The 26,298-nt window shown below is 38.0% G+C and carries 23 protein-coding genes, 1 pseudogene and 1 other annotated feature; of the genes and pseudogenes, 11 read left to right on the top strand and 13 right to left on the bottom strand.

The genetic code is table 11. The annotated features are described in order from the left end of the window. Positions 1 to 81: 81 nt before the first annotated feature. Positions 82 to 1,689 (bottom strand): phosphoglycerate dehydrogenase, encoded by a 1,608-nt coding sequence (gene serA, locus ABNX05_RS23835; protein ID WP_349661979.1) that lies wholly within the window; start codon positions 1,687 to 1,689, stop codon positions 82 to 84. A gap of 400 nt (positions 1,690 to 2,089) precedes the next feature. Next, positions 2,090 to 2,328: a binding site (T-box leader), on the bottom strand. Positions 2,329 to 2,704: 376 nt separating this feature from the next. Here serA and ABNX05_RS23830 point away from each other — a divergent pair. After that, complete coding sequence (locus tag ABNX05_RS23830; RefSeq protein ID WP_349661966.1) at positions 2,705 to 4,357, top strand: FAD-binding dehydrogenase; 1,653 nt, start codon at positions 2,705 to 2,707, stop codon at positions 4,355 to 4,357. A gap of 115 nt (positions 4,358 to 4,472) precedes the next feature. On the opposite strand, the gene trhO is transcribed toward ABNX05_RS23830, so the two are convergent. Continuing rightward, complete coding sequence (gene trhO / locus ABNX05_RS23825; RefSeq protein WP_349661965.1) at positions 4,473 to 5,444, bottom strand: oxygen-dependent tRNA uridine(34) hydroxylase TrhO; 972 nt, start codon at positions 5,442 to 5,444, stop codon at positions 4,473 to 4,475. Positions 5,445 to 5,582: 138 nt separating this feature from the next. On the opposite strand from trhO, the gene ABNX05_RS23820 reads away from it, so the two are divergent. After that, positions 5,583 to 6,365 (top strand): enoyl-CoA hydratase, encoded by a 783-nt coding sequence (locus ABNX05_RS23820; RefSeq protein WP_349661964.1) that lies wholly within the window; start codon positions 5,583 to 5,585, stop codon positions 6,363 to 6,365. Between the two features lie 185 nt (positions 6,366 to 6,550). Here the strand turns inward: ABNX05_RS23820 and ABNX05_RS23815 are convergent, their stop codons facing one another. Next, positions 6,551 to 6,736, bottom strand: coding sequence for a YhzD family protein (locus ABNX05_RS23815; protein ID WP_349661963.1), 186 nt, complete (start codon positions 6,734 to 6,736; stop codon positions 6,551 to 6,553). A 348-nt stretch (positions 6,737 to 7,084) separates the two neighbouring features. On the opposite strand from ABNX05_RS23815, the gene ABNX05_RS23810 reads away from it, so the two are divergent. The 3 genes from ABNX05_RS23810 to yhaM are packed head-to-tail and all read left to right on the top strand — an operon-like array spanning position 7,085 to position 12,128. Further along, positions 7,085 to 8,299 (top strand): metallophosphoesterase family protein, encoded by a 1,215-nt coding sequence (locus ABNX05_RS23810; protein WP_349661962.1) that lies wholly within the window; start codon positions 7,085 to 7,087, stop codon positions 8,297 to 8,299. Positions 8,300 to 8,304: 5 nt separating this feature from the next. Further along, on the top strand, positions 8,305 to 11,196 hold the full coding sequence (locus ABNX05_RS23805; protein ID WP_349661961.1) for an ATP-binding protein: 2,892 nt from the start codon (positions 8,305 to 8,307) through the stop codon (positions 11,194 to 11,196). Beyond that, entirely contained in the window at positions 11,193 to 12,128 is a 936-nt protein-coding gene (yhaM, locus tag ABNX05_RS23800) for a 3'-5' exoribonuclease YhaM (protein WP_349661960.1), read from the top strand. The genes ABNX05_RS23805 and yhaM overlap by 4 nt, the downstream gene beginning before the upstream one ends. 117 nt (positions 12,129 to 12,245) lie before the next feature. On the opposite strand, the gene ABNX05_RS23795 is transcribed toward yhaM, so the two are convergent. Continuing rightward, the gene (locus ABNX05_RS23795; RefSeq protein ID WP_349661959.1) at positions 12,246 to 13,217 is read right to left on the bottom strand and encodes a peptidylprolyl isomerase; all 972 of its coding nucleotides are present in this window, start codon (positions 13,215 to 13,217) and stop codon (positions 12,246 to 12,248) included. A 144-nt stretch (positions 13,218 to 13,361) separates the two neighbouring features. Here ABNX05_RS23795 and ABNX05_RS23790 point away from each other — a divergent pair, with 144 nt between their 5' ends. Continuing rightward, on the top strand, positions 13,362 to 13,475 hold the full coding sequence (locus ABNX05_RS23790) for a YjcZ family sporulation protein (protein ID WP_079563330.1): 114 nt from the start codon (positions 13,362 to 13,364) through the stop codon (positions 13,473 to 13,475). Between the two features lie 169 nt (positions 13,476 to 13,644). Here the strand turns inward: ABNX05_RS23790 and ABNX05_RS23785 are convergent, their stop codons facing one another. The 6 genes from ABNX05_RS23785 to ABNX05_RS23760 all read right to left on the bottom strand — a co-directional run bounded on the left by ABNX05_RS23785 (position 13,645) and on the right by ABNX05_RS23760 (position 17,216). Continuing rightward, positions 13,645 to 13,830 (bottom strand): hypothetical protein, encoded by a 186-nt coding sequence (locus tag ABNX05_RS23785; protein ID WP_079563331.1) that lies wholly within the window; start codon positions 13,828 to 13,830, stop codon positions 13,645 to 13,647. 70 nt (positions 13,831 to 13,900) lie between these two features. Next, the gene (locus tag ABNX05_RS23780) at positions 13,901 to 14,446 is read right to left on the bottom strand and encodes a DUF3267 domain-containing protein (RefSeq protein WP_349661958.1); all 546 of its coding nucleotides are present in this window, start codon (positions 14,444 to 14,446) and stop codon (positions 13,901 to 13,903) included. A gap of 175 nt (positions 14,447 to 14,621) precedes the next feature. Then, positions 14,622 to 15,182, bottom strand: a complete 561-nt coding sequence (locus ABNX05_RS23775; RefSeq protein ID WP_079563333.1) for an HTH-type transcriptional regulator Hpr — start codon at positions 15,180 to 15,182, stop codon at positions 14,622 to 14,624. 144 nt (positions 15,183 to 15,326) lie between these two features. Beyond that, positions 15,327 to 15,734, bottom strand: coding sequence for a YtxH domain-containing protein (locus ABNX05_RS23770; RefSeq protein ID WP_349661957.1), 408 nt, complete (start codon positions 15,732 to 15,734; stop codon positions 15,327 to 15,329). 394 nt (positions 15,735 to 16,128) lie between these two features. Further along, entirely contained in the window at positions 16,129 to 16,659 is a 531-nt protein-coding gene (locus ABNX05_RS23765) for a tryptophan transporter (RefSeq protein ID WP_349661956.1), read from the bottom strand. A gap of 140 nt (positions 16,660 to 16,799) precedes the next feature. After that, positions 16,800 to 17,216, bottom strand: coding sequence for an HIT family protein (locus ABNX05_RS23760; RefSeq protein ID WP_079563336.1), 417 nt, complete (start codon positions 17,214 to 17,216; stop codon positions 16,800 to 16,802). Between the two features lie 104 nt (positions 17,217 to 17,320). Between ABNX05_RS23760 and ABNX05_RS23755 the strand changes: the two genes are divergently transcribed. After that, positions 17,321 to 18,070, top strand: a complete 750-nt coding sequence (locus tag ABNX05_RS23755) for an ABC transporter ATP-binding protein (RefSeq protein WP_349661955.1) — start codon at positions 17,321 to 17,323, stop codon at positions 18,068 to 18,070. After that, on the top strand, positions 18,054 to 19,238 hold the full coding sequence (locus tag ABNX05_RS23750; RefSeq protein WP_349661954.1) for an ABC transporter permease: 1,185 nt from the start codon (positions 18,054 to 18,056) through the stop codon (positions 19,236 to 19,238). Before ABNX05_RS23755 ends, ABNX05_RS23750 begins: the two co-directional genes overlap by 17 nt. A gap of 363 nt (positions 19,239 to 19,601) precedes the next feature. Here ABNX05_RS23750 and ABNX05_RS23745 read toward each other — a convergent pair whose 3' ends face one another. Both ABNX05_RS23745 and ABNX05_RS23740 read right to left on the bottom strand, forming a co-directional pair. After that, a complete protein-coding gene (locus tag ABNX05_RS23745) occupies positions 19,602 to 20,762 on the bottom strand; it encodes an amidohydrolase (protein ID WP_349661953.1) in 1,161 nt (386 codons plus the stop codon). A gap of 263 nt (positions 20,763 to 21,025) precedes the next feature. Continuing rightward, entirely contained in the window at positions 21,026 to 21,544 is a 519-nt protein-coding gene (locus ABNX05_RS23740) for an antibiotic biosynthesis monooxygenase family protein (RefSeq protein WP_349661952.1), read from the bottom strand. A gap of 327 nt (positions 21,545 to 21,871) precedes the next feature. Between ABNX05_RS23740 and hemE the strand changes: the two genes are divergently transcribed. The 3 genes from hemE to hemY all read left to right on the top strand — a co-directional run bounded on the left by hemE (position 21,872) and on the right by hemY (position 25,446). Continuing rightward, positions 21,872 to 22,921 carry a uroporphyrinogen decarboxylase gene (gene hemE / locus ABNX05_RS23735; protein ID WP_349661951.1) on the top strand — a complete coding sequence of 350 codons (1,050 nt, stop codon included), beginning with the start codon at positions 21,872 to 21,874 and terminating at the stop codon, positions 22,919 to 22,921. Positions 22,922 to 23,086: 165 nt separating this feature from the next. Then, positions 23,087 to 24,007 (top strand): ferrochelatase, encoded by a 921-nt coding sequence (gene hemH / locus ABNX05_RS23730; RefSeq protein ID WP_349661950.1) that lies wholly within the window; start codon positions 23,087 to 23,089, stop codon positions 24,005 to 24,007. A gap of 14 nt (positions 24,008 to 24,021) precedes the next feature. Then, the gene (hemY, locus tag ABNX05_RS23725) at positions 24,022 to 25,446 is read left to right on the top strand and encodes a protoporphyrinogen oxidase (protein ID WP_349661949.1); all 1,425 of its coding nucleotides are present in this window, start codon (positions 24,022 to 24,024) and stop codon (positions 25,444 to 25,446) included. Positions 25,447 to 25,674: 228 nt separating this feature from the next. On the opposite strand, the pseudogene ABNX05_RS23720 reads toward hemY, so the two are convergent. Then, a pseudogene (locus ABNX05_RS23720) lies at positions 25,675 to 26,298 on the bottom strand (collagen-like protein); the annotation flags it as partial.

The raw sequence follows: 26,298 nt of genomic DNA, 5'->3' as shown, positions 1-26,298 counted from the left end.
GAAACTTTCGCTAAAAATGCACAGGGGGAAATGATCAATAAAAAAGCAGGGAGTACAAATACTCCCTGCTTAAAAACAAAATTATAGGTTAATCGCTTTTACTTCATCAATATTTTCAAGCTGTGCAACGAATGTAAGATCTTCTTCTGATACAGCATTATCGACTGTTAGCATCATAACAGCTGTTCCACCAACTTGTGCACGACCAACTTGCATTGTTGCGATGTTCACATCTTTTTCTGCTAGCTTTGTTGCTACGCGGCCGATTGCACCTGGTTTGTCTGTGTTTTTAATGTAAAGAAGGTGACCTTGTGGAATAACGTCAACAACGTAGTCTTCTACTTTAACAATACGTGCACCTAAACCATTTAATAATGTACCAGCAACTGTGTGTGTTTCGTTAACTGTTTTAATTTCAATCGTAATTAAGCTAGTGAAGCCTTTAGCAGTTGTTGTTTTATGCTCATTTATTTTCATGCCGATACGTTCAGATAGGTAACGAGCATTTACGTCATTAACATGATTACCATGGTTTTTAGCTAATAAGCCTTTTAACGCGTTTGACGTTAATGGACGAACATCATAATTTGCTACTTCACCAGCATAAGATAAGTTGATTTCTTTCACAGGCTCAGTTGTAAGTTGAGATAAGAATGAACCAAGTTTTTCAGCTAATTCAAAGAATGGCTCAACTTGTGCAAGCAACTCTTTCGGAATAGATGGCATGTTCACTGGGTTAGTTACAGTACCTGTTTTATAAAATTTAATGATGTCGTTTGATACGTCAACAGCTACAGACTCTTGTGCCTCGATTGTAGATGCACCTAAGTGAGGTGTTGCGATTACTTGTGGTAAAGTAAGTAGCTTGTGATCTGTTGCAGGCTCAGTTACGAATACGTCAAGAGCAGCACCTGCTACTTTACCTGCTACGATTGCATCATATAAATCATCCTCGTTGATAATACCGCCACGTGCACAGTTAATGATACGCACGCCATCTTTCATCATAGCGAATTTCTCTTTGTTAATAAGGTTACGTGTTTCAGGAAGAAGAGGTGTGTGTACTGTAATGAAATCTGCTGCTGCACAAATTTCTTCAACTGTTGATTTTGTTACGCCTAACTCTTTAGCGCGTTCATCAGTTAAAAATGGATCATATGCCATAACGTTCATACGTTGACCTTTTGCACGATAAGCTACTTCCACACCGATACGACCGAAGCCTACAACACCTAAAGTTTTATTTTTAAGCTCAACCCCAACATAAGATTTACGATCCCATTTACCATTTTTAAGAGTATTGAATGCTTGTGGGATGTGACGAGCAAGTGAAGTCATCATGGCAATAGTGTGCTCAGCAGCAGAGTTAGTGTTACCGTCTGGTGCATTTACAACGATAATCCCATGTTCAGTTGCAGCGGTTAGATCGATGTTGTCTACACCTACTCCAGCACGTCCGATAAGTTTTAAGTTTTTAGCCGCTTCAATTACTTCGCGTGTTACCGTTGTTTGAGAACGTACTAGTAAAACATCTACATCTGCAATTTTTGCAATTAATTCTTCTGGTGCAAGACCAGTATCAACGATGATATTTAAGTCTAGATCTTGTTCTTGGCGTAGTGGGAAAATACCATCTTCACTTAGTGGATCAGCGATAAATACGTTAATTGCCTTTGTTGCAGTAGTCATTTGTAATGTAGTCATTTGTAATTAGCTCCTTTTAATTAAAAAATGTTAGTGTTCTTTATAGACGAAACAGTCTGAATTTTGTAGAGATAGTACATTTTACAGCGTACAAATCTCCTTTGTAGATATGAGAATAATATCAATTTCGCCTTGGCGTAATTGCCGCTGACGCTTTGCTTTCGCGCAGATAAACAATGCGTCTGGATTTTGAATTGTGCTTAGGCCTGCAGGATGCAGGTCAGTTAGCCGTTTTCGCAGGATGCGAAGGTTTTAGGCTAACATCCTTATATTTATTCCTTTCAAAATCCATGACATCCACCAGAGGCTTTATCTTCATTTTGTAAGTGTTACAAAATGAAGATAAAAAAAGCCCTCCGCGCCTTACAAACACAGATATTGTGTTGTAAGGGGCGAAAGGCATAATAAACATTGGTTCGCGGTACCACCCTTAATCACTGCTTAAAAATTTCTAGCAGTCTTAGCTATATGCGTAACGTGCATGTGACGGATAAGCTTACTTTGGAGATGTTCGGCTTATCTATTCGGGAGTGGAACTATTATCGTAGAAATCACTGATTTACACCAACCATCAGCTCTCTTTGGATTTTCTTGCGACTAGCGTGTCTCCGTCGTTATATTTCCGTGTGATTTAATTGTTATCATCATAATCCTTATTGTTCACCTTTGTCAACAATATTTCTGAAAAAGATTAAATTTAACGACTAAGTACGTCGGTTAAACAACTAAAAACGAACATTAGGTTATTTAATTATTAATATTGTTCGTGTTTTAGGAAAGGACAATGAAAGCGCTACCGATATATGTCAAGTCAGATCACATGGGCGTTTAACAAATATTTGAGGTTGAAAATTATACGGCAGAAACTTTCTTTGTTTAGTGGAGGAAAGCGAACATTTTTTTCTTGTCACATTTTTGTCAAAATTACGATGTGTAGAAGGTAAAACGTCAATTAGAGAAGAATGTAAGTAAAGGAAGATTGATTTTTAGGGGGTGCAGAATGATGTATGATGTAGCAATTGTCGGTGCAGGACTGGCAGGGTTAGTAGCTGCCTGTGAGTTAGCAGATGCAAAGAAAAAAATTCTATTAGTAGATCAAGAACCTGAAAATTCAATGGGGGGACAGGCATTTTGGTCCTTTGGGGGTATTTTTTTAGTGAATTCGCCCGAGCAAAGAAGGCTTGGTATCAAGGATAGTAAAGAGCTTGCGTGGCAGGATTGGCAAGGAACGGCTGGCTTCGATCGCTTGGAGGATGAAGATTCGTGGGCATACAAATGGGCTAGAGCTTATGTAGATTTTGCAGCTGGTGAAAAATATAGCTGGTTAAAGTCTATGGGGATTAAGTTTTTTCCAGTCGTCGGTTGGGCGGAACGAGGGGGATCCTTAGCAGGTGGCCACGGTAATTCAGTACCTAGATTCCATATCGTTTGGGGAACCGGACCAGGTATTGTAAAGCCTTTTGTTGAAAAAGTGAAAAAGGCCATAAAGAATGGTTTTATAGATTTTAAACCAAGACATCGTGTAGACGAATTTATGCAACAAGATGGAAGGATAACGGGGATTAGTGGAACAGTTTTGGCGCAAAGCTATGCAAATCGTGGTGAAAAAAGCTCTAGATTGGGTATAGGTGAATTTTCTTATGAAGCTGGGGCGGTTATTGTGGCCAGCGGTGGAGTAGGTGCAAATTTTGATTTAGTTAGAAAAAGTTGGCCAGCACGACTTGGAACACCACCAAAAAATATGGTTTGTGGTGTACCTGCCTATGTAGATGGAAGAATGTTAGAAATTACGGAGCATGCTGGTGGACGTATCGTTAATCGAGACCGCATGTGGCATTATACGGAAGGCTTGAAAAATTGGGACCCAATTTGGCCCAATCACGGTATTCGAATTTTGCCGGGCCCTTCATCATTATGGTTTGATGCAGAGGGCAATCGATTTAGAGCACCTAATTTCCCTGGTTTTGATACGTTAAGCACATTAGAAGCCATTCAAAAAACTGGCTATGATTACTCATGGTTTATTTTAACGGAAAAAATTATTGAAAAAGAATTTGCCTTATCGGGCTCTGAGCAAAATCCTGATTTAACAAATAAAAGTATTACTGATGTTCTGAAACGTGTTTTGCCAGGACCACCTGCTCCCATTCAAGCATTTAAAAATTATGGTGAAGATTTTGTTATTGCTAATGATTTAAAGGAATTAGTTGATGGAATGAACAAATTGGCTGGTAATGACCTTCTCGATTTTATTAAAATAAAAGAGCAAATTTTAGCAAGGGATCGTGAAATGGACAATAAATTTTCAAAGGACTTACAGGTTAATGCTATTCATGGTGCAAGAAACTATGTAGGTGATAAATTTGTGCGCGTTGCGAAGCCCCATAAAATATTAGATCCTACCAATTGGCCACTTATTGCGGTTCGTTTAAATATTTTAACGCGTAAAACATTAGGGGGCTTACAGACGAATTTAAATGGTGCTGTGTTAGGTGCGGAGGGTCAGCCTGTACCAGGTTTATTTGCAGCTGGAGAAGTTAGTGGTTTTGGTGGTGGCGGTGTACATGGGTACCGTGCATTAGAGGGGACGTTTGTTGGAGGTTGTTTATTTAGTGGTCGTCAGGTAGGGCGTTACTTAGCAAAAGGAGAATGAAGGAAATTTAAGTGTGGAAAATCGCTTGGGTATGGCGAGGAAATATAGTCCTTTGCAGAAATGAAGAAATCCTCAAAAAAGAGCATCACCACAAAATGGATGATGCTCTTTTTTCTTATAAAGACGAATTTTGAACTTGAGCGATTTCAGCTATTTGTTCCTCAATCTGCTCTTTTGTCCAACCATTCTCTTCAACGAAGAAGTTACGTTCTGCGCGGCGGCATTCGTCTGAACAGCTACGCATATAAAAGGCCTCATGCTTTTCCTCGCAAAGCATTAATTTATGGCATTCAGGATTTGCACAGTTTGTATAACGTTCTGTCAGTTCTCCAGTAAAGAAATCCTTACCGACAATCACATGCTCAACTTGATTAATAGGTACACTGCGACGACGATCAAAGACGAACATTTGTCCATCCCATAGTTGACCTTTTACTTCAGGGTCTTTAGCATATGTGGCAATACCACCATGTAATTGGCCAACACTTTCTCCATAGCCTTCACGTTTTAACCAGCCAGAGAATTTTTCGCAGCGGATACCACCTGTGCAGTAAGTTAAAACTTTCTTGCCTTCAAAATCTTCTTTATGGGCCTCCATCCAAGCTGGTAGGTCGCGGAAGTTTTCAATATCTGGACGAATAGCGTCACGGAAATGTCCGAGGTCGTATTCATAATCATTGCGTGCATCAATAACTACTGTATTATCTTCCTGCATACGTTCCATAAATTCCTTTGGTGATAAATAATCTCCTGTTATTTCTAAAGGATTAATATCATCTTCTAAACCAAAGTGCACAATTTCTCGACGAGGGCGCACATGCATTTTTTTAAAGGTATGTCCTTCAACTTCATCAATTTTCCACATAATGTCGCTAAAACGTGGATCTGCCTTCATATGATTCATGTAAGCATCAGTTTGCTCGACTGTACCTGAAACGGTTCCGTTAATGCCTTCAAAGCCAACTAAAATACGACCAAGAAGCCCGATATCTTTACAAAGTGCTAAATGTTCCTCTGCGAATGCCACTGGGTCTTCAATAGCTATATATTTATAATAAAGTAATACACGATAGTCTTTCTGTGTCACAATTATTAACCACCTTTAAATCAATATTCGTCATTAAATATAGCATATCAAGTGCAATTTTGCGTAGGATAGAAGGAGTTTTCTAAAAAAGCACGAATAGTACATAGTGAATGACTATTCACATTTGGGGGTGTTGGGATGGAATTTTCAACGATTACATTAGAGAAATTAGAACGCCGTGCAACATTAACATTAAATCGTCCACATGCCATGAATGCTATGGACGTTGTGATGATGCGCGAACTAGCAGAATGCTTTGAGGCACTACAGCAAGAACAAGAAATACAAATTCTCGTTATTCGCGGAGAAGGAAAAGTCTTTTCAGCAGGTGGCGATATTAAAGCGATGCTAGATCCGGATAAGCCACTTAATATTAATGAGGCAATGATTTATTTAACACGAATTGTCAAAGCATATTACCAGCTACCGATGATCGTCATTGCAGCGGTTCATGGAGCGTCAGCTGGATTAGGCTTTAGTCTAGCTCTAGGGGCAGACATAGTGGTGGCATGTGAAAATAGTAAGCTCGCTATGAACTTCATAGGCATAGGGCTCATCCCTGATGGTGGCGGCCATTTCTTTATGAAGGAACGTGTAGGTACTGTCAAAGCTAAACAAATGATTTGGGAAGGAAAGGTGCTAACTGCATCTGAAGCACATGATGAAGGGTTAATTGACTACGTTGCACCAGATGGGACTGTTTTTGCAATTACTGACCAACTAGTAGGAAAAATGCTTGCTTCTCCAATTGCATCGATGATTACGACTAAAAAAATTCTACATGCTCAAAATTTACCGCAATTAGAGAGTATTTTATCTATGGAAGCAGCGGGGCAAGAAGCGATGCGTAAAACGACGGATCATTTAGAGGGAATTCATGCATTTGTAGAAAAAAGAGCACCGGCTTTTGTAGGAAAATAGATTTAACTTCTTTCAAAGGGTGTCAAAACGCCCTTTAAAATAGAGGAACTCAGTCTAAAAACATCACGTCCTGTGGCGATTTGACTGTGCGAAAGCGACAGCAACAACAATACACGACTGAGTGGCAACATGTTGGCCTAAAAGGCGCGTAGTAAAGTGTACTACGTGCCTTTTACTAGCCATTTTTAGACATGAAACAAGATTAATTTACCCGAAGAGTTAACAAGACGATGAGTTTTGTTAGTAACACCTTTTTCTTCGATCTGCTGTAAACCACCGATTTTTGCAGCCTCATCGTTTTCGAAAGTCCAAGTTTCATCAAATAATGTTTCCCCAGTTTTTTCAAAAGCCGTAAAGCGATAATTCTCCATACAAATCCCACCCTTTACTTAAATATATATCTATTATACATAGAAGATTTATAAACTTCACGGTAAAACTAGCGGATATTTCAATAAATTATGAAAGTTGTGGAAAGTTTAAGGCAGTACTAATAATGAATATTTGTTGAATACATTTCTCATCTAGTGTGAAGTATGATAATATAGAACAAATATTCGGTTTCGGCGTGATTCACGAATGTCTCATTATAAAAATGAGATATGTAAAAATTGATAAATTATAAAATCGGCGATTCCGATGTACTCAATAATTTACTGCGTTGCGAGTGAAAAAGAATGAAGTTAAGGTATAGATTATTTAATACTTGAGGTGGTTGGATGTCAGCAATTCGTTTTTTCCATATGGCGGATTTACATTTAGATAGTCCATTTAAGGGCTTATTTGGTTTACCCGAGCAAAATTTCAAAAAGATTCGAACAAGTACTTTCGAAGCTTTTGATAAAATTATTCAGAAAGCTATTCAGGAGAAACCTGATTTCTTACTGATTGTCGGTGATATATATGATGGTGAAAATCGAAGCTTACAGGCACAAAGACGATTTCAAGAGGCTATGGAAAAACTCTTTCAGCATAATATCCCTGTCATTTTAAGTTATGGGAATCATGATCACTTAAATGGTGCTTGGACGCGTTTTGCTTTACCGAGTAATGTTTATGAGTTACCAGCTGAAACTAGTGTTGTGCAATTAAACATACGTGGTCAACAAGTCAATATTTATGGCTTCAGCTATAGTGACCGTCATATAACGAAATCAATGATCGATAGTTATCCTGTTGCACAGGACCAGCATGTTATTCATATTGGTATGCTTCACGGTAGTGAGGCTGGCGATACTTCACATGCTGTTTACGCCCCTTTCACAAAAGATCAACTTCTTGAAAAGAACTATCATTACTGGGCTTTAGGGCACATTCATAAACGACAATTTTTACATCAAAATCCACCGATTGTTTATCCAGGCAATATTCAAAGCCGACATCGGAAAGAGCAAGGGATAAAGGGTTTCTATGACGTAACTTTGTCACAAACCTCTACAGATTTGGAATTTGTACCGACATCTGCTGTTGTTTATAACACGGTAGAAGTGGATTGTACGAATGTGTTTCATGCAAATGAGCTACTTAAAAAATGTGAAGAAGCCCTGATGCTTAATCGCGGGGAGTTTGGGGCGTCTGTTGTTGAACTTCATTTGAAAAATATAGATGAACAATCACAATCTTTATTTGAACATGCTACAGTTGACGCATGGCTAGAAACTATTCGAGAAGCCGAGGATGGAATTGAACCGATGTGCTGGGTACAAAAGCTCGTGTTACACCAAGCGTCCATATTGTATGAGCATACTGCTGCGACTGAATCCGTGATGAATTTAATGGAGGAATGGAATATTTCAGAATGGAAGGATATTTTAAAGGAACTATACCAACATGCTGGCGGTGCAAGGCTGATTGAACCTTTAACAGAGCAGGACATTAAAAATTTAATGCACGACGCACAAGAATTATTAGCAGAAGAAATTCAAAGGGCGTGAATAACATGCTAACGATACAAAAAATCCAAATTTATGGCTTTGGCAAGCATGAAAATATCACCATTACTTTACGCGAAGGGGTTACCATTTTTTATGGTATGAACGAAGCGGGGAAAACGACCATTCAACAGTTTATTTTACAAATGCTTTTTGGATTTCCTACGAGGCAGCAGGCACAACGTAAATATGAGCCGAAAGCATCGACTAAATTCGGTGGTCAGCTGACGATTTGGCATCCAACGTATGGGCAATGCACGATCGAACGTATGAAAGGAAAGGCAGCTGGAGATGTTACAGTTTATTTAGAAGACGGAACAATGGGGCATGAGGAGCTTTTAGCAAAGCTCTTATATGGTTATTCAAAAGCCTCCTTTGAGTCTATTTTCTCCTTTTCATTACACGAGCTACAGGGCATTGAAAAAATGTCAGAGGAAGAGCTAACACATTTGTTACTTGCCTCTGGAACAACTGGGATCCAACAACTGTCATCTTTAGAAAAAAAGTTGGACAAAGATGCTAGTGAGCTTTTTAAAAAAGCAGGCAAAGTGCCACTCATTAATCAAAAATTGGAGCATTTAAAAAAGCTAGAACGTACGATTAAACAAGAGCAAGGTAATATTCAAACCTTTGAGGATAAATTATTACAATTAAAGCAGCTCGATTTAAGGCTAGAAGGCTTATATAGTCAGCAAAAAACAGAGCAGCAAAATTGGCAGCAACTCACAATTCTGAAGCAGGCTATGCCACTTCTAAAGCAGCAAAAAGCTTTAGAAAAGACGCAAAATAGCTATGAACATGTGCAGTTTCCTCCAGAAGGGATCCGACGCTATGAGCAATTAAAGGATCGACTTATGCATGAAACACTGCAAATGGAGCAGCTGAAGGAGCAGTATGAGGGACTGCAACGTAAGCTACAATTAGCATTGGACGAGCAAGTTATTACTGAAATGTCTCATCTTGTGAACAAGGAAGCAACATGGAATCAGTTAGTTGTAAAGGAACAGAGCTTAATGGATGAGCTGTATTTAATCGAGCAAGAAATAGAAGCTCAGTTTCGTTTATTAGGTGTTCAGGAAAAAATAGCGCAGGATATTTTGCTTGAAGAAACCGTATCATTACAGCAAGAGGAACAATTTCAACAACAGTTAAGCCTATTGGAAGAAGCAGAAGAAGAGCTGAAATTTCATTTGCGTTCGTTAGAGCAACTACATGCAGAATTAGATACAATTGCTCAACTGCAACAACAGCTTCACCAGGAGTCATTAACTACGGAGGAAGAACATATTTTAGCACAGTGGCCACAGCGTAAACGAAAGCTTGAACAATTGCGTTATGGAAGGTCACAACGCTCGAAACAACAACAACCAAGTATTTTTATATTTATTGTATTAGCCATAAGTGTACTGTCGTGTATCTATGGTGTTATGGAAAAAAATATGGCTGTTATCGTTGTAGGAGCGGTTATGTCACTCGTCATTATTTTATATTTAAAATTTGCTAGACAAGCTCATGAAGCGCCGAGTAAACAACAGAGTCAGCAAATGCGAGAGTTAGAGCAGGAGGAAAATATTGCTCAGACTATCCTACTAAAAAAACAAAAATTTGAGGATCGCTTGTTGCATGCAAATGAGCAACAGCAAGAAAAAGAACGTCAATATGTGAAACTTGAATATAAAATTCAACGGGCTGAGCAGGTAAGTGAAGAGGTCACTCAGTCACTTCACCATTTTTTAGGGCGCTATCGGTTAGAGGGAAATATACCGAAAACATTATTACCAGAACTGTTTATGCGCATTCGTGGTGCTCAAGAGTTGGCAGCGAAAAAGAAGAGTACATTTACGCTTTTACAAACGGTACAAGCGGAGAAAAACGAGTTACTAGAACAAATACAGCGAGTCTTAAAGACAGAGTATAGTGAGCAAGAAATCTTTATGCATTTACGTACTACATTCCTTACTTTACAGCAGGAGCAACAAATATCCCAACAAGCAAAAGAGCAGTTGACTAGTCTGCAGACTAAAATGCAAGGAGTGCAATCACGTATAAACAGCTATGAGTCTGAAATTACTCAGTTATTTAATGCTGCGAATGTACAAACAGAGAAGGGCTATTATGAAGCACATGAACAATTTGAGCAACAACAACAAATAAAAACAGAACTTCAAGCCATCCAGAGTCAGCTAGCCTCGCTAAATGTAGACAACAAACAGTCCCTGCTAGAAGAGGAACAGCTAAATGAAAAACTGCTTACTTTAGAAGAAGAGCGAGGAACAATGCAGGTAGCGATCGATCATTGCTTAGAACAACGAGCGACACTGCAAATCCAAAAGGAGAATCTTCTAAATGACGAGAAATATGGCCAGTTGCTTCAACAGTTTGAGGAAGAGAAAGCAGTGTTGCAACAGCTGATAGGACAATGGGCTTCAAAAAAAGCATTGGCTACTGCAATCCATGAAACATTGTTCCGCCTAAGAGAAGAAAAACTACCGCATGTTTTGACAGAAGTTAATGCAATATTTAATTTGTTTACAGGTGGGCGTTACGATAAGCTTTTAATTAACGATGAAGGCTATTTTGTTGCACAGGATGTTTCTGGATTACGTTATCAAATGGCAGAATTATCACAGGCTACAAAGGAGCAAGCTTATATTTCGTTGCGTATGGCACTAGCAAAAACGCTAACAACCTCTGCTCCATTTCCATTTATTATGGACGATCCTTTTGTCCATTTTGATCGAAACCGTACAGACAAAATGGTACAATTAATGAAAGAAGTAGGATATGAACGTCAAATTTTATATTTTACTTGCCATGACGCGATGCTCGAGCATTGGCAGAAAGACCAAATTGTCGATGTAGGAGCACTAGCAAATGAAAGGGGAGTGGCGTCAACATGAAGGGTATTACGACGCTCCAGGTTGGAGAATCAGTCGATCAATTTTTATTAATTAAACAGGCGACAAAAGGGGTTACCACAGTCGGAAAGCCATTTATGTCACTGTTATTACAAGATAAAAGTGGAGATATTGAAGCAAAGCTATGGGATACAAATGAAGATCATGAAAAAATGTATCACGCTGAAGCAATTGTCCGTGTAGGTGGAGAAATTCATGACTATCGTGGCAAAAATCAATTACGTATCAAGGCAATCCGTGTTGCAAAACCAGAGGAGGGAATTGCTATTAATGATTTAGTTCCTTCCTCGGCAACTCCGAAAGAAGAACTATATGAAGAATTGACGCAATTTTTCTTTGATATTAAAAATCCGAATATATCACGAATTACACGTGCAGCTATTAAAAAACATCAGGATGCTATTTTAGTCTATCCAGCTGCTACGAAAAATCATCATGATTATGCATCTGGTCTATTAGATCATATGGTGTCCATGTTGAGACTAGGAAAAGCAATTGCTGATTTATATCCTACATTAAATCGAGATCTGTTATATGCAGGGATTATTCTACATGATATTGGTAAAGTAGTTGAATTATCAGGACCTGTTGCAACAATGTATACGATTGAAGGGAATTTACTTGGTCATATTACCATTATGGTCAATGAAATCGCCAAGGTTGCTAGTGAACTAGAAATCGAGGGCGAGGAAGTCATGCTATTGCAACATATGGTACTATCTCACCACGGTAAAGAAGAATGGGGTAGCCCGAAAAAACCGATGATTCAAGAAGCGGAAATCTTACATTATATTGATAATATTGATGCGAAGATGAACATGCTAACACGAGCATTAGGCAAAACAGCGCCAGGCGAATTTACGGAAAGACTATTTCCACTTGATAATCGATCGTTTTATAAACCGACTATATAGTAAATTCAAAGGTTGGGGATTACATTCTTTTTCATTTAGCAGACAATTTTGTATAAAAAGGGTTACGCCTGTATCGGCGTAACCCTTTTTCATATAGTAAAGTAACAACTAGTAAGATTATTTTTCAGAATCTTTTTCTTTGTCGTCTTTACTTTCTTTTTGAGTTTTTTCTTCAGCTTTTTTAGCTGCTTCTTCAGCAGCTTTAGCTTGCTCCTCACTTGTTGTTGTAAGGGCTTCAATAGCAGATTTTAATTCTTTATCAGATGTTTTTACATCAGCATCTTTTGCCAATTTTGCAACGATGTCTTTAAGAATTTGTTGATCTTCACCTGTTTGCTTTAATTTAGCTAGCATTTGTGTACGGATGTTTTTCTCTTCATCTTTGAATGAGCCAACACCTTTTACATCACGCTTTTCCGTAACTTCAATAACGTGGAAACCAAAGCTTGATTGAACTGGTTCACTTAATGTTTTTAAAGGAAGGGCATAAGCCGCGTTATTAAATTCATCTACCATTGCACCAACAGAGAACCAACCTAGCTCTCCACCTTTTTCAGCAGAGCCAGTATCAGTTGAGTATTCTTTTGCTACATCTGCAAAAGAAGCGCCACCTTTAATTTTAGCAATTACTTCTTTAGCTGTTTTCTCATCTGCTACTAAAATATGGCGAGCATTTAACTCTGTTTTCATTTGCTCATAATGTTTTTTTACATCTTCTTCTTTAAACGCTTTATCTTGCATAGCCTTTTCTGAAAGAAGCTCGATACGTAAAGCATCTTTATAGCCTTCCTCAGTTAAGCCACTCTGAGCAAGTGCATCGGCAAAGCTATCACCGAATTGTGAAGCAGTTGCGTCATACGCCTCTTTGATTTCTTTATCTGATACTTTGTATTTATCAGCTAATACTTTTTCAGTCATCATCTGTTGAATTATATGAGAACCTGCTAAAGTTTTTGATGTTTTGTTAAAGTCAGCAACTGTAATGTCACCTACTTTTGAAGTTGCGATTGTTTTGTTGTCGTCTCCGCTACAAGCACCAAGTGCTAATACCGAAGCAGCTAATGTTAAAGATAAAACTGTCTTTTTCATAGTGGATATTCTCTCCTTATATGGTTTCGTCCCATTTTTTACTATAACATAAACGTTTTAAAAACAAAATGGTTCCCCCTTGAGTATAGCCTATATTTCAGATTTACAAGCGCATAGGATATAGAAAAGAAAGGGGGTGAAGTTATGGGCAGCGGAGGATACGGTGGCGGCGGTGGCTACGGCTCAGGCTCTGGCTTTGCTTTATTAGTTGTGTTATTTATTTTATTAATTATTGTTGGTGCAGCGTTCCTATACTAATTAATAAAAATGACGAAAAGCTAAGGGTTTAATATCCTTAGCTTTTTTAACATGTAAAGGCATTCGGGAGCCCGCTTGAAGTTACGTTACATTGATCAGATCGCGTGGTCACATAAGGTGTTCAATTTACCTCTGAACGTTGACTGGCGAGGATTACTTTTCTTTTTAACTATACTGCATATAAAACTTCAATATAAAATGAGACAAGTAAAATTGTAATAAGTATATTTATAGTTCGGAATACTTTTGGTTGGTTTTCTTCGGGAATTTCACGTCGCATGCACAGCGCATAAGTCATGCGGTTTATTTGAAATAAATAGAATACCGAGAATAGAACTACAATCATTAACAGCAAGTCTATTCCTCCCCTCTTTCAATATTAATAGCATAACAAAAAACGTTCATAAAACACAAGTACAAGCAATTTAGTGAATAGTAGGTGGCACTAAAATTTCATAGCCCTTAGGCGTCTCCTCAATCTGGGAGTCTTTAGGTGAATTCAATAAGTATTTTACATATAGAATATCTATTACACATAGACTACAGTGGTAAGCTAAAAGTAATGTACCATAATGAGTATACGCAGGGAATAGTAGTGTACCCAATAAAATGCTTGCATTTAGGACAATAAATGGTGAAAGTAAAGCTAAAATATAACGGTTTTTCGATAAAGGTTCACGGATACGCATGTGAAGAACAGGAATAACATAAAATTGGGTACGCACACGTAATTTTAAATGTTGGCGTAAATCATATAATGCTAGAAAGTGTAAGTATTTATGAATTGGATAGATTGCAAATATAGCAATAACAAAAAGCCAAAACAAACGATCGGTATAGTGCTCATCATTAAACAAATTAAAGGTCACATAGGAAAGCGAAAAGACAGTAAAAAAAACAAGTACAGACATGATCATAATACGCGTTGTTCCGTAATGATGTTCCAGATTTAATATTTTCCAACAATGCATGATTATCAACTCCGTAATATGAATGGTCTATTTAATTTAAATTGATTTATATTAGAATGCAAGAAAAAGGAGGTATCTCAGAAATATTTCTGAAATACCTCTTTAAATATACGTTTTTACGGCCATTAGGTTTAGATTACGAACAATTAACGCTAAAAGCCTAGTAGTTTCACTTTCATCCTTTTACAGTTGAACGTTCTTCAATAGTGTCAAAGGATTCACGGAAGTGCTGGAAGGAACGCTCAAAAATGTCGATGAAGTCCTCTCCGTATATATTGCGAATAACAGCCATAACATCTAAAAATTCTGGGAAGCGACCGTATAAGTCTTTTAAAGCTAATGAACCTTCTAACACAGAATGATACGTATTATGATAATTGCTATTCATTTCAACAATAAGTTCTGTACCTGCTTCTGTTAACTCAACATACGTATTACGCTTGTCGTCATCACGCTTTGAAAACTTAAGGAATCCACGCTCTTCTAATTTTTTTGAAAAATTAAATGCAGTGGAAACGTGCATTACCCCAAATTTCGCTACATCAGAAATTGAAGCCCCTTTTAAATGATACGAAATCCATAAAATATGATGTTCATTAATATTTAAATCGTAGGGTTTAATCCATTGCTGCCAATCTTTTTCAACTGCTTTCCATAAGGCTTTTGATATTTGTGCAATTCTTTGACTATAAAGCATCGCTTCTTTTTGAGTGTACAATTCCTCTGACAAAGCCATCACCTACTGCTTTCTTTAACATTTTAAAAATATTATAGCAATAAAGGAAAAAAGTTTAAAGTTAGAAAAATTAAAAAATTGAAAAGTGGTTAAAAAATAACATTTTACCAATCGAAACTAATAAATATATATAATTTTAATTAGTTACAAAGGACTTTGGTCGCTAACTTTTTCTTGCGGTTTTTTCTTTTTTTCTGTAAATTGTGCAACGTTTTTCTCGATTTCGCTTATTGAATTCTGTAATGCTTCTATTTCTTGTTGTAAGTTGTTTTTTGAAGGTTCTATTTCTTCAGTGAATGTAGTAATAGTTTGTTTTAAATCATTTATTATTAGTGGTATATTATTTTTTATTTCATTAGTAAGCGAATGAACAGATTGTTTTACTGTGCCTGCTTGCTGTTTTACATCTAAAAGTTTGTCCTTTGTGCTTTCAGCATTTGCTCGCAAATTAGCACGTAATTGTTGCCCTGATTGAGGAGTTGAAAGAAGTACAGCGATTGTACCACCGACGATCCCAGCTCCAAGTCCAAATAAAAATGGTTTTGCTTTCATATCGATTACCTCATTCCTGTAATTATCATGTGTTACCTACTATTAAACCATGAAATGCACATATACAAAAATAAAAAAGAAACTAAACGAGTGATTTTGAATCACGGTTTAGTTTCTTTTGAAGATAAAGGTGTATTTAATCAATTATGCCTCGGCATAATTGTGTCCGGAATCGGCTTTGTGCTTAGGCCTGCACGAGGGACGACACGATGTCGGTCATTTCAGTAATGCCACAGGACGTGGCGTTCTTAGACTGAGTTCCTCTATTTCAGCGGAAGTTTGCACACTCGCTGAAAAGTAAATTAAACCCGCATTCATCTCAACACCTATAGAGGTGGGAGACTTCTGTACCTGTCGCTACGCTTTCGGTACAAAAAATATTTGCTGAAAAAAGTTAAATTGAAATAGCTGTTTGGAATTTAGAGCGCTTTACTAATTTTGCAACTATAGGAAAAATAATTGCAAAAGCAATGACATTAAATGCTACAGCAGGTAATACAACCCCTACAAACAGTACAGCGAATGTTGCACCAACATTTGCGTTGAATACAAAAAGAGCTACTGCTAAAAAGACAGTTCCAGATAAAATTGTTCCTAAGCCAACTAAGCTAGCAGATACTATAAAATTGCTGGCCAATTTTTTTAGCACAACTAAGATAGCTAAAAAGACAAAGCCTGTTACTGCTTTATCGATAATGTTTGGAACAAGACCAGCTGGAAACGTTGTAAATAAACCTGACAGTACACCGGTTGCTAAAGAAAGTAAGAACGTTTCTTTAACAGTAGGGAACAATAAAATGCCAATAAACATCATTGTTAACATAAAATCAGGCTTCATGCCGTTTACCATACCTGGTGTGACCACATAAAGTGTAGCGCCAACACCGACTAAAAGGGCCATTAATACTAAATTTTTTGTATTCATTTCTAATCTCTCCTCGACTATGCTAATCTTTTTTGTCTCCTAACGTGTCCTCATGACCGTTAGCGAAACTTATTTGTGAGTGTACGATATAAATCTTTAAATTGCAATAAGAAATTCTGACAATTCGAGTGTGTCAGAAATTATTTAAGGTTAGCTTTAATGCTTTCCGCAACGTCAGATAATTGCTCTGGTGTATATTTTTGTGTTTGCCAATTTAAGCCCAAGCCTTCTTTTTCATCGTAACGAGGAATAAAATGTAAGTGGTAGTGGAAAACAGTTTGTCCAGCTGCAGCACCATTATTATTAATCGTATTAAGTCCAATCGGGTTAAAAGCAGCTTTTATAGCATTCGCAATTTTGGGTGCAGCTGCATATAAATTACGAGCCACTTCCTCAGGCATCTCAAATAGATCCTTACAGTGATGCTTTGGAATTAAAAGGGTATGCCCCTTTGCTACAGGTGAAATGTCAGTAAATGCATAGACATGTTCGTCTTCATAAATTTTTGTACTTGGGATGGATCCATCAATGATCTTGCAAAATAGGCAATCGCTCATTCGAAAATTCCTCCTTATTTTATATGTATATATATTCTATCATACTCATAACTGTATCATTTGCTAATTTTTGATAAAATATAAACGAGAAGAGGAGTGATGGCATGACGGTATTAGAGGTACAACATGTGACAGGTGGTTATACAAGAAAGCCGGTTATTAAAGATTTATCATTTTCGATTGAAAAAGGGGAGCTTGTTGGCTTAATTGGCTTAAATGGAGCTGGTAAAAGTACAACGATTAAGCATATCATCGGAACGATGCTTCCAAAAGAAGGAGACATACGTTTAAATGGTGTGACGTTAAAGGAAAATACGGACAAGTATCGTACAGCATTTTCTTATATCCCTGAAACACCTGTTTTATATGATGAGCTAACATTACGTGAACATTTAGAATTAACGGCGATGGCTTATGGACTAGATGAAGCAACACTTGAAGCTCGTTCGCAATTATTATTAAAGGAATTTCGAATGGAAAAACGACTGAATTGGTTCCCATCGCATTTCTCAAAGGGTATGCGCCAAAAGGTTATGATTATGTGCGCCTTTTTAGTCAATCCAAGTCTTTACATTATTGATGAACCTTTTGTGGGACTCGACCCGCTTGGGATTCAATCCTTGCTTGATCAGATGGATGAAAAGAAAAAAGAAGGCGCTTCTATTTTAATGTCTACGCACATTTTATCTACCGCTGAAAAGCATTGTGACCGTATCATTTTATTGCATGAAGGACGCGTGCGAGCACAAGGATCAATGGAGGATTTACGCAAGGCATTTGCGATGCCACATGCGACATTGGATGATTTATATATTGCAATGACAAAGGAGCGCGACCATGAAGAACTTGCGTGATGTATGGTCCTCTCGCTTTATGCACTATATAGGTGAAGTGCAAAAATATATGCGATTTATTTTTACGGGGCATATAGCGATTGTACTGGTATTTCTTATTGGAGCAGGGGGCTATCAATATAGTGAATGGCTGAAAATTGTACAGCCTGATTTTCCAGCAGAGGTTTTAATTGCAGTGGCAGTGGGGATTTTACTAGCATTTAGTCGTCCAACTTCACTTTTGAGAGAGCCAGACCAAGTATATTTATTACCTTTAGAATCAAAAATGTCACAGTATTTTAAAAAGGCGTTAGCGTGGACGTTTTGGTCACAGGTTTGGGTTGTGGCAATTGTTTATATTGTAAGCATCCCTTTACTAAAGGCTGTTACTGAATTAACAACATCTGAAATTTGGTCAGTATTTCTACTTATTATTATATTGAAGTTTTTGAGCGTACAAGGTGAATTTAGTTATCGCTATAGTGAACGTGGTCAAATGATTTGGGTGGATAGGCTAATTCGAGCTGTTATCTTTGGTGTTACTGTGTACATGGCGCTTCAAATGCAGCTTATTTTAGCTATTGTTGCTGCTGCAGTTGGATGTGTGTATATTGTAATATTTAGAAAAAAATGTGCAGGTGAGCCTATTCCGTACGAGCATTTTGTAAAGCTGGAACAAAATCGCATGATGAGTTTCTATCGCTTTGCTAATTATTTCACGGACGTTCCACATTTACGAGGTAGCATCCGTCGTCGTGGTTGGCTTGATTGGCTTTATAAATTTGTGGCATACAAGAAGGACAATGCCCAAAAGTACTTAGTGTTCCGTACATTCGTCCGAACAGATGATCATTTTTACTTATGGCTCCGATTAACAGTGATTTCAGCTGTTATTGCAGCCTTTGTAGATATCCCAGTCGTTACATGGGTTATCGCAGGTGCATTGAGCTTTGCTACAACTATTCAATTAAAATCAGCTTTATTATCAAGCGGTGAATTTCGTATGGACATGCTTTATCCTTTACCGGATGAAGCACGTACGGTAGCAGTCAATCAAATTGTGCGTCTTGCAATGATAACGCAAGCGATTGTAGTGGGTCTATGTGGTATCACACAGCCAATGTTTTATGTTACTTTTATAATCATTTTGGTTGTTAGTGAATTGACTTCTAAAGTATCTAAATCTTGAATTTTAAACATATCACCAAAGGGTAGATGAATTTAGTTAAAACATATGCCATTGATAAATTGATTGTAGTGGAGACTGGGGCGTCTCTTTGGGAATTAACGTCACAAGGCTAAAAGAATCACGTCCTGTGATAATCAACAGCCTTGTAGCTCAAGCGTATTAACAGACGTCCTCAGAAGAGCGCTCGGTCGCAACGAAAATCAACCATACGTTATGGTGATAAGCTTTTGGTTTTTTAAATTTAAAATTATAAAGCTCATTTTTCCAATAATAGAATTGGAAAAATGAGCTTATTTTTGTTAAAAAGAGTTTTAAATGGAGAAGCGCTTACTTTTGCTTAGGGCTCTCCAGTGCATTTGTCTTCTATTCTACTAATTGATAATCTAGTGCTGCTGAAACTAATACCTTTGCAGCAATGAGCATCCCTTTTTCATCAATATCGAATTTAGGGTGATGATGTGGTGCATATTTAGCAGGGCGGGCTCCCGTGAAGAAGAATGTACCTGGCTTTTCCTCTAAGTAATAAGCGAAATCTTCAGCCCCCATAGTTGCTTCAATCTCAGTAACATCGCAAATATTCTGAGCGATATTACGCACAAAGAGTGTTTCCTTCTCATGATTTATAACCGCAGGGTAGCCATGACGATAATTCAGTTCAATTGTACAATCATGCGCAATTTCTGTCCCTTGGATAACCCGTTTAAATTCCCGTTCCATCGTTTCACGAACATCTTTATTAAACGTTCGAATTGTGCCATTTAAGTAGGCTGTATCGGCAATAATATTGTCGGCATTAGATGCTACGAATGAACCAACCGACAAAACAGCCGATTCGGTTGGGGCAACACGACGTGCAACAAGCTGTTGTAAATTTATAACAAGCTGAGAGCCGATAACAATCGAATCCTTTGTTTGATCCGGATGAGCGCCATGACCGCCTTGACCTTGAATCTTTATTTCAAAACTATCAACAGCGGCCATCGTTGGCCCTACGCGGTAGCCAATTATCCCTGTAGGATGGTTAGAAGAAAGATGTGTACCAAAAATAGCATCAACGCCATCCAAGGCCCCAGCCTGTACCATCCCAATTGCTCCACCTGGATCAACCTCTTCTGCATGTTGATGAATTAGTACATATTCACCTACTAACTCATCGCGCATTTCCCACAATAGCTTACCGATAATTAACAAAGTAGCTGTATGACCATCATGCCCACAAGCATGCATAACACCAGACACAGTTGATTTGTATGGTACATCTTTTTCATCTTGTATAGGAAGAGCATCAAAGTCTGCTCGTAAGGCAATCGTTTTACCAGGCTTGCTCCCTTTAATACGCGCAATTAAACCGTGACCACTGACATTAGCTTCAACCGGTACGCCGAGTTTCTTATAATATTGAATAATATAATTAGCAGTTTCTTGCTCCTGAAAGCTTAACTCTGGGTGCATATGCAGATGACGGCGAATCGCCACCATTTCATCAAAATGAGCATCGATTTTTTCAAGTAGATGTTGGTTCATAGTAAACCTCCTTAAACGAATTATCCTAGATTTTTATTAATAACATAATAGTTTTACAAACTGGATAAATAGGGGTAAACGTTTCTCATAAAGAATATCCTTGGAGGAAGTAATGAATACCCGCGCGCCCGATGGAAATACCCGCGGAAGAACAGAACAGAGAATACCCGCGCTTCCGTTGGAAATACCCGCGGAAGAACAGAGAATACCCGCGCTTCCGTTGGAAATACCCGTGAAGATCAGCAAATACCCGCGCCCCTCAATTAATCTTCGTTGTCTTCTTTTGGAGCGGCACTATAGGTTGTGACATAGGAAGCTGCTGAGAAAATGTTTTGTTGATTCACGCCTGTTGGTTCTTTGCGTTCGGCATGTGCTGATGCGAAAGCCTTTGAGCTTTTCCATGCTTCGAATGAATGAGGACCGTTCCATTGTGTCATGACAATGTATGTTTCACTATTTAATGGACGAAGTAGTCGAAATGCTACAAAGCCTGGTTCATCTTCTATAGCACGTGCTCGATTTAAAAAGCGATGTTCAAAAACTGGTCGACCTTCATCTGTCACAGGAATATTGTTGAAAACAAAGAAGCCTCGTTCTTCTAGAGCATTTACTGAATCTAGCACTTCAAACTTACGAGGTGTGGCAAATATAGATTTTCCATTGGTTTCATGTATAAGCACAGAGTTTCCCTCTCCGTGTATTAAAATCAACGCCTCGTTTGGATGTTTATTCTTTAACTGCTCTAAAAAATCACCTGTACCAGAAGTTAAATAAATATACATAACTGTTGCCCTCCTTATAAATGTTCATCTTTTTAAAGGAATGAATGGTGCTTGTACATCGCACTACTTAGACCTACTGTTATCTACGCGAAAGCAACTAGTACGCTAAAGCGGAAATGATAACATAGCGTGATTATCTCCATTTAAATGGAAGTATATAGCTTTGTCAAAAAAGAAATCGTATAGAAAGAACAATTTTATGACATTTCCCTATGAAAACTATACAATAACAGAGGAAGCGTTTACTATTGAAAACGGATATCAATAATAACGAATTAAATCAGAGAATTTTACTATATGAATTTTATTGAGGGGAAGGAACTATTCATGACAACTTTTAATGATACTCTTCTACGTGCTGCACGGGGAGAAAGAACAGAACATACACCAGTGTGGTATATGCGACAAGCAGGACGCTCTCAGCCAGAATATCGTGCGATTAAAGAAAAGTATTCTTTAGAGGAAATTACACTTCAACCTGAACTTTGTGCATATGTAACGCGGTTACCAGTAGAAAATTACAATGTTGATGCAGCGATTTTATACAAAGACATAGTAACACCACTCCCTGGGATTGGAGTAGATGTAAAAATCAAAGCAGGCGTAGGTCCTGTAATTTCAAATCCAATTCGCTCAATCGCGGATATAGAAAAACTAGGCGAATTTAATGCGAAAGAACATACACCATACGTTTTAGAAACAATAAAAATGTTATCAGAGGAACAACTGAATGTACCTCTAATCGGCTTTGCAGGTGCACCATTCACTCTCGCAAGTTATATGATTGAAGGTGGTCCTTCAAGAAATTATAATAAAACAAAGTCATTTATGGTATCAGAGCCTCAAGCTTGGTTTGCATTAATGGAAAAATTGGCTGACATGATTATTTCTGATATTTCAGCCCAGGTAGAAGCGGGAGCGAAAGCTATCCAAATATTTGACTCTTGGGTTGGTGCTTTAAATGTTGAAGACTATCGTGTGTTCATTAAACCAGTTATGACACGTATTTTTGCAGAGTTGCAAAAAGAAAATGTGCCACTTATTCAGTTTGGTGTCGGTGCAAGTCATTTAGCGAAAGAGTGGAATGATTTACCGATCGATGTTGTTGGCTTAGATTGGCGTTTACCAATTAGAGAAGCTCGTGCTAATGGTATAACTAAGCCTGTACAAGGGAATTTAGATCCATCACTATTACTTGCTGATTGGTCAATTATTGAAAAACGCACGAAAGATATTATCGATCAAGGCTTAGAAATGCCAGGGCACATCTTTAACTTAGGTCATGGTGTATTCCCAGAGGTAGATCCAGAAGTGTTAAAACGTTTAACAGCTCTTATTCATGAGTATAGTGCTCAACAAATTCAAGCACGCTCTTAATATAGATGTGAACAAGATATTAACTTTCATATTTCTTTTCTATGAATGATATCTCGATTTCATCGTAGAAAGGGTGCTGTCCAACCTAATGAATTGGACAGCTTCTTTTTGTCACATACTGTACGATAAAGATATACTTAACTATTATTTAGAGGTGAAAAGGTAATGAAAGAAGTTAAAGGCTTATTAGTTATGGCATATGGAACACCCTATAAAGAAGAAGACATCGAACCTTACTATACGCATATTCGCCACGGTCGCAAACCATCAGAAGAGCATTTAGAAGATTTACGCGGTCGTTATGAGGCTATCGGTGGTTTATCGCCACTTGCTGCTGCTACTAAGGCGCAGGCTGAAGCTTTATGCGCACGTTTAAATGAAATGCAAGATGAAGTGGAATATAAATTATTTATTGGTTTAAAGCATATCCATCCATTCATTGAAGATGCGGTAGAAGGAATGGTAGCAGAAGGTATTAAAGAAGCGGTTTCTATCGTATTAGCTCCGCACTTCTCAACGTTCTCTATTAAGTCATATAATGGTCGTGCAGCAGAAACAGCTGGAGATCGATTAACAATTACTTCTGTAGAATCTTGGTATGATGAACCAAAGTTCATTGAGTATTGGAAAAACAAAGTGAATGAAACATTTAAAGCAATGTCTGATGAAGAACGTGAAAAAGCATGTCTAATCGTGTCTGCACACTCACTTCCTGAGAAAATTAAAGAGTTGGGCGATCCGTATGAAGATCAATTAATTGAGACGGCTCGACTAATTAAAGAAGCTACGGGTGTCAATAATGTAGAAGTTGGCTGGCAATCAGCAGGACAAACACCTGAGCCGTGGATCGGTCCAGATGTTCAGGACTTAACACGTGAACTTTACGAGCAAAAAGGCTTCCGCTCATTCGTTTATACGCCAGTTGGCTTTGTAACAGAACATTTAGAAGTTTTATATGACAACGATTATGAATGTAAAGTTGTTTGTGATGAACTTGGCGCGAAATATTATCGTCCAGCCATGCCAAATACACACCCATTATTTATTGATGCAATGGTTGATGCCATTCATAAAAAATTAAGCTAAGCGAAAAGAAAGTGATGATGTTGGTGACTCAGAAAAGACGAAAGGTAGTTGTTGTAGGCGGTGGTATTACTGGCCTCACAGCTGCGTTCTATTTGCAAAAAGAAGCAAGCGCAAAAGATTTGCCGTTAGATATCGTACTTGTCGAGTCGTCATTACGTCTTGGCGGAAAAATACAAACACTGAGAAAAGATGGCTGTATTATCGAGCGCGGGCCAGAATCTTTTTTTGATCGTGAGAACTATGTATATGCTTTGGCAAAGGATTTAGGCATTGAACAAGAAATGATTACAAGCAATACAGGGCCGACTTACATTGCTGTTGGTAGTCAATTGTATCCAATCCCTAGTAATCTTTTGTCTGGGGCAACACCACATGTTTCGTCATTTATTACATCAGGTTTGTTTTCACTTAGCGGGAAAGTTCGTGCAGCGGGGGATTTTTTCATCTCGCGCTCTGCACAGGATGATGACCAACCATTAGGGCAATTTTTTAGAAGAAGATTCGGTGCTGAAATTGTAGAAAATTTAGTAGAGCCATTACTTGCTGGAACGTTTGCTGGTGATATTGAGCAGTTAAGTATGCGTTCAACATTTCCGCAGCTCTATGGATTAGAGCAAAAATATCGTAGCTTACTTATTGGTATGAAAAAGTCTGGTACAAATTTTTTAAATAACGATCTTATTACGAAAGATAAGGGCATTTTTCAATCGTTTAATAATGGTCTTGAGACACTTATCGAAAAACTTGAAGAATCACTACTACCTGGTACAGTTATGAAGGGTGTTAAAGTCGAGGAAATTGAGCATGGTAAGGATGGTACTGTCCAAGTTGTGTTAAACAATTTTACACAATTAAAAGCAGATGCTGTTATTCTTGCTACACCTTTTAATGTAGCAAGAAAAATGTTCAGCAAACACCAGTTATTAAATGAATTGAGTACGATGAAGGCGGCAACTATTGCTACTGTGACAATGGCATTTAAAAAAGACCAGTTAGGTGATCTAGATGCGTTATCATTTTTTGTTTCTCGAAATAGTGATTTTTCAATAACTTCTTGTACTTGGATTAATCGAAAGTGGCCTGGCACAACACCGGATGATTACGTGCTGTTACGTAGTTATATTGGCCGAGTGGGCGACGAGGCAATTGTAGCGTTATCCGATACTGAAATTGAAAAGACCGTTTTGCAGGATTTAATGAAAACAATTGGTGTAGATGGAGAACCGTTAATGACTGTAGTTTCCCGCTGGAAAAATGCCATGCCACAATATACCGTAGGACATGAAGCGAAAATAGAGCGAGTAAAGCAAGAATTACGTGAACATTTTCCCGCTGTAAAGCTCTCGGGGAGTTCTTTCGAAGGAATATCAATACCTGAGTGCGTTGAGCAAGGTAAAAATGTTGCTGACGAAGTACTAACGGAAATGTTTGTGGATTAAATAGTTATTAGAAGTAGTACAAACTTGAACAATGTTTGTACTACTTTTTTATTGCTTTTAAGAGATTCCGCGATAAATTATTTGTAAAGTATGAGCGTTTAAAAGTAAAAATTGCACAAGTTAGATAAATCGAAATAGAAAACTGGGAAAGTAAGCTTCTACTTTCCCAGTAAAAATCTTATAGAGAATGTTATTTGTTCAACCAGTAAAAATTTTTGTTCTTTAATGCTATGAAATTCGGTGACATGACCATACAATACCGCCAGAGTTCGCTCCTCCAAGAGTAAGTCCGATCGTTAAACCGTTAGCATTGTAGAATAAATCAATGGTATCACCTGCAGTTAATTCGACTTCTCCAGCCAATGTTACTGTCCCATTACCAAGGATAGTGCGTAAATTTAATACGGCAATAATATTTACATTTAATAAAGGGAATAATCCGCTTATTAAACTTGTTGCTGCGTTTCTGCGAATTGCAAATGATGGATTGATGCCAGCTCCTAAACCAACGGTAATTACTGCAGTAGTTGAGTAGTTGATTGTTGCTTCAAAAGAGTATCTTCCGGTTGTTGGAACAGTGAAAATTCCGGTCACTGGATTGAATGCTGGTGTTGTGAAATAAGGAGATGCAACACTCCAGTTGGTGATTGTACTAGAAGCACTTACTGATACAGCATTATTAAATGCTGAGAAACCTTCTGTAAATGCTGGCCCAGTAAAGCCAGTCAAACCAGTAACGCCAGTTACACCCGTAGCGCCTGTAGCGCCAGTAGCGCCAGTAGCCCCAGTAGCCCCAGTAGCCCCAGTAGCCCCAGTAGCCCCAGTAGCCCCAGTAGCCCCAGTAGCCCCAGT

It is taken from the genome of Lysinibacillus zambalensis (assembly GCF_040183165.1).
GTDB classification, from domain to species: Bacteria; Bacillota; Bacilli; order Bacillales_A; family Planococcaceae; genus Lysinibacillus; species Lysinibacillus zambalensis.
Note: the sequence above shows the minus strand (reverse complement) of the source record. Positions and strands in the feature narration are given on the sequence as shown.